This is a genomic window from Deltaproteobacteria bacterium (assembly GCA_016210005.1).
Lineage (GTDB): Bacteria > Desulfobacterota > Binatia > HRBIN30 > JACQVA1 > JACQVA1.
On record JACQVA010000079.1, the window covers coordinates 1 to 4,256 of the forward strand.

At 65.1% G+C, this 4,256-nt stretch carries 4 protein-coding genes; 2 read left to right on the forward strand and 2 right to left on the reverse strand.

What is annotated here, in order from left to right:
• The first annotated feature begins 272 nt into the window (after nucleotides 1–272).
• Nucleotides 273–641, forward strand: a complete 369-nt coding sequence (locus HY699_08280) for a hypothetical protein (GenBank protein MBI4515798.1) — start codon at nucleotides 273–275, stop codon at nucleotides 639–641.
• Here HY699_08280 and HY699_08285 read toward each other — a convergent pair.
• A complete protein-coding gene (locus HY699_08285; protein ID MBI4515799.1) occupies nucleotides 549–1,274 on the reverse strand; it encodes a C39 family peptidase in 726 nt (241 codons plus the stop codon). The two genes, HY699_08280 and HY699_08285, sit on opposite strands and share 93 nt — an antisense overlap.
• 1 nt (nucleotide 1,275) lies before the next feature.
• Between HY699_08285 and HY699_08290 the strand changes: the two genes are divergently transcribed.
• Complete coding sequence (locus HY699_08290; GenBank protein MBI4515800.1) at nucleotides 1,276–2,100, forward strand: hypothetical protein; 825 nt, start codon at nucleotides 1,276–1,278, stop codon at nucleotides 2,098–2,100.
• Nucleotides 2,101–2,148: 48 nt separating this feature from the next.
• Here the strand turns inward: HY699_08290 and HY699_08295 are convergent, their stop codons facing one another.
• Nucleotides 2,149–3,519 carry a hypothetical protein gene (locus tag HY699_08295; GenBank protein MBI4515801.1) on the reverse strand — a complete coding sequence of 457 codons (1,371 nt, stop codon included), beginning with the start codon at nucleotides 3,517–3,519 and terminating at the stop codon, nucleotides 2,149–2,151.
• Nucleotides 3,520–4,256: the final 737 nt, after the last annotated feature.

The window sequence follows — 4,256 nt, forward strand, 5'->3', positions numbered from 1 at the left end:
CCCGGACTGGCGAGACCTCTATGACGAGATCGTGTAGCGCTGGCGGGTCGTAGCGAGCAGGTGCCGAGGATTCCCGCTTTCGCGGGAAATGACAAATTGCGTCCCCTTTCGGCCATGGGCCTCGGCCTGACAGTACACAGTACTGTCAGACGGGTGAGGATTTGCCCGGTCGGCACGTTACCCGCAGATTTGTCGCACACCCAGCTGGGGGCTGGGGGGGCGCGGCCGTGCCGAGCTTGCTAAGGTTGGCAGGCGGTGGCATATCGCTCGGCATGCCGCTGATCCGCCATTCCGCGTTCGTCGCCGGCTTAGTGATGCTGGTGCTAGGAGTCGGGAACTGGTCGGTCGCCTACATCCGGCTGGCGGAGTACGACGAGAGCCGAGTCCAAAGCGCCGAGGTCGAGAGCTTGGGAAGCTTCGAGGAGTTCGGCGAGCTGAACGCGCGGACCAACGCCAAGCTGCTGCGGCCATTGCAGCAAGGCACCGATGCCCGCGCGGCCACCGATGCCAAGGTGGACTTCTACCAGGTCGTCCGGACCGGCGGTCAGCTATTCACCTTTGCGGGGGTTGGCCTGATCTTGTTCGCTGGTGCGATGGTCTGGCGCACCACGCGTGATCTGGCTGCGCCCGCTCCACGTTAGCGTCCAGTGATCGGCTCGCGCCCAGCGACGCGAGAAATCCGCTTCCGTCCAACTCGCCTGGGCGTCGCGGCCCGAGTAGCCGTAAAGGCGGCCGGCGGCAGGGTCGTAGCCGGTGACCACCACGTAGTGGTAGTCGCGGAACGGAAAGCCGGCGCGATGCAGTACGATCAGCGGCCGGCCGCCGTCGATTTCGGCGTAGACGTCGTCGAGCTGGCCGCGGATGACTTGCAGGGGGAGCTGGTGGCGCGCGCCGTACGCCAGCATTGCGACGCTCGAAGTACCGCCACTGTCGGGTTGGTAGATCTCTGCGGCGATTTGATCCGGCGAAGTCGGCGGCCCCAAGAAGCTGACCAGTGCGGCCAGCGCGGCCGGGCCACACTGGCGTGCGGACTGGGAAAAGAACGGCACGCCCGCCAGCAAGTGGGCGTTCGGCCCCGGGCGGGTCTGAGTTGCACTGCATGCGACGAACGCCAACAGCGCCGCCGCCCCTAGGAGTCTTCCAGATAGACGGGTGTCGAAGCGACGATCGCCGGCCGCCGCGACTCGCGGATGGGGGATTTGCGGCCGGTAGCCATTTCTCCGACCAGGTCCGAGCTTGAGTCTTGATTGCCGCTCTTCTAGCATCCGCGCCACCGTGGATCTTTTTCCTCGTTGTTTCCTACTGGTCTTTGGTCAGCTCGCGGTCGGGGGCTTCCTCGCCCTCAGCGTGCCGCCATTCCACCAGATCGAGCGCGGCTTTTACAAGTCGAGCGCCGCGGTGTACCTGTTCGTCGCCCTGCTTGCCGCTGCCGGCAACACTGCGCTGTTGTTGCAAGCGACCGCAAGCAGCACCGCGCAGTGGTTTGCGGCCGGCCTGTGGTGGGCGCTGGTACTGGCGGCGACGGGCTATCTGCTAAGCCTTTGGGGCGAGCGGGTGGTGCTGCGGGCGCGCGCCTTTGTGGCCACATGGATGAGCGGGCTGCTGGCGCTGGTTGTCAGCGCCCAGCTCTATCGCCGCGCGCCGATGGTGTCGGTGGAAACCGTGCTCTATCCGCTCAGCTTCATCATCTCCGCCTTGCTGCTCGGCGCCGTGACCACGGGCATGCTGCTCGGACACTGGTATCTCATCGATCGCCATCTGCCGCTCGCGCCGTTCGAGCGCATGCTGAAATTGTTCATCCGCGTACTGGTCGCGCAGGCCGGGCTGTTGCTGATCGGCCCGCTATGCTTGGCCATCGCCGGCAGCGCCGAGACCGGTGTAAGCCTCAGCCACCTGCTGGCGGACCATCGTCTGCTGCTCGGTCTCCGGCTACTGCTCGGCCCGCTGGCCTCGGCGGGGCTCGCCTGGATGATCCGGGAAACGCTCAAGGTCCCGCAGACGATGGCCGCCACCGGGCTCTTCTACATCGCGATCCTAGCCGTACTGGTCGGCGAGTTCCTCGGCCGCTTCATCTTGTTTCGCACCGCGCTGCCATTGTGAGGCAGTGATTGCGCAGCCAAGTCGCGCCAACTTGCCACTGCCGAGCCGTTACGGACAACGCGCCGTGGAGTTGCCGAGGTCGTCGATCTGGGCATTGCGGCAGCCGAAGGTCACTGCCTGTGCCGGCACGACCCCGAGTCCCGAGTTGTAAGCGAATAAGCCCGTCGGATAGCCCGATACCGTCATGTTGAACATGACGGTGCCTGCGTCGTTTACGGTTAGGCCCGGATCCGCCGGCAGACTGATCGGGAGCGCCCCCAGCGCGCTGTCGGGCATGCCCTGGCGCGCCACGGCCGTAGTCAAGTTGAGCACCAGAACCTTCGTGGCTCCCGGTCCACCGGTGACTCTGGCAGTGAACACGCCGTACCCGCCGGTTGTTGCCACCTTGGTACTCGCGGGGAAATCGGCATATAGACCGCCCACAGGCGCTAAGTCGTTTTCACTAGCAGCCCCAACGGTGCCGCAAGTCGGGGCTGGGTACGCAACCACAATGGCAGTGTCGCTGGCCATCGGCCCACCCCTGGATTTGGCGCGAAACATGGCGAAAGGTACTCCGGCGTCGGCGACCACCACCGGCAAGCTGGCGGGGAAGTCGTCAAACACCGCTCCCCCGCCCGGCCAGGTCGGCACGCACGTGGGGTCACCTTCGCGCGCCGCCGTGTACAGCGCCTCGCTCTCGTCACGGTACAAGAACAAGCCGGTGTCGTTGCTGTTAGTCACCCCGGCGCCGGTGACTTGGGCGCGAAAGCCTAACTTGAATGTCCCACTGCCTGCGCCGCTAACCGCGTCGATCTTGGTCGATGCCGGGAAATCTCCCCAGACTGACCCGGCAGGAAATGGCAGCGCAGTGCCCCCGCCGCCTTCGACGAAGTAAGCTCCCGTCCACACCAGGGCCAGCCCAGGCAGGGAAAAGCGCGCGGCGAAAATCCCGGTGTCGGACGCCGCTGGCGCCCCCTCTACCTTGGCCCGGAAAAAGACATGGGCTATGCACGCGGGCGCCTCCTCGATGACCACCGCCGGGTTGTTGCCGCCAAAGTCTCCCCACGTCGTACCAGCGCCGAGCGGGGTCGGATCTCCCTCGCCCACTACGTCGATGATTGCTCCGGTCGCGGCATCGTAAAGAAAGATGCCCGTGTTCGCGCTTGGCAGCGCCGGGACCTTGAATTTGGCCGAGAACGACGCCAGGGTTTTGGCTGTTCCGCAGGGTCCCGCCCCAACGCTGTCAATGGTCGCTTTGGCCGAGATCGGAAAGCCGGCGAAGGTGGAGCCAACGCAGAGGCCGGCCGCCTTGGTATCGCCGCTTGAGACTATCGCCTTGCTGAGGCCGGTAGCCCCGTCGCGATAGATCAGCCCCTCGGCGCTCGCCAGCCTCGGGGCCGCCAGCGCGATGACCAGGCCAAACAGTTGTCTTCGGTTCATGACGCCCTCCGACCTCTCGAAACTGAACGTCTCGTACGCCGAGGATCACCATCTTGCCGTCGCCAAACCCCGGCGCGGCCTTTGCGCTCACATGGCGGGAATGCTGCAGCAGCCAACGCTGGTTTGCAAGCGAATTACGAACGTCCGAGAACCCACTGGATGCCGTAAATGCAGTGCTTTCGGCCGCTGGCTACAAAGGGATTGCGGAACCTCGACAAAGATCCATGCTCTGTAACGCCTTCCGCGCCGCGTCGTTCAGCGAGATGGCGACCAAGAGCCTGTGAGGAAATCAACGATGCGCCCACGGTCACGACGAAGTGCGGCGGGAGCACCGCTCCCGCCCTCAAGATCGGAAGGCGGAGCGAATGGCATCATGGTTGAGGGGTCGAGCATTGCTCCACCACTCCGAGTTTTTCACAGCCTCTAAGTCGAGCGCGCCGCGTCGAGCCTCACGCTCGCCGCCATCGCCGCCACCGCGATCCGCAGCGCCTTGTAGGCATCGGCGTCCTACCCGTGCGCCATCGCTCTACCGGCGCCCCTTCGCGTGTCGCTCCCTCTCCCCGCATCTCTACGACTCCGCTCCCTCTCCCCGCATCGTCGTGCGGGGAGAGGGCTGGGGTGGGGTGCGCGACAAATTTGTGGGTAACGTGGTTCGGTGTTATGGCCGTCATTCCCGCGAAAGGCCGTCATTCCCGCGAAAGCGGGAATCCAGTTTGGCGTTTGGCGCTATGGACAAG

Bases quoted from the DNA above. Each gene is read 5' to 3' on its own strand.
- HY699_08295 (MBI4515801.1), bottom strand. From the start codon at position 3,519: ATGAACCGAAGACAACTGTTTGGCCTGGTCATCGCGCTGGCGGCCCCG.
- HY699_08280 (MBI4515798.1), top strand. From the start codon at position 273: ATGCCGCTGATCCGCCATTCCGCGTTCGTCGCCGGCTTAGTGATGCTG.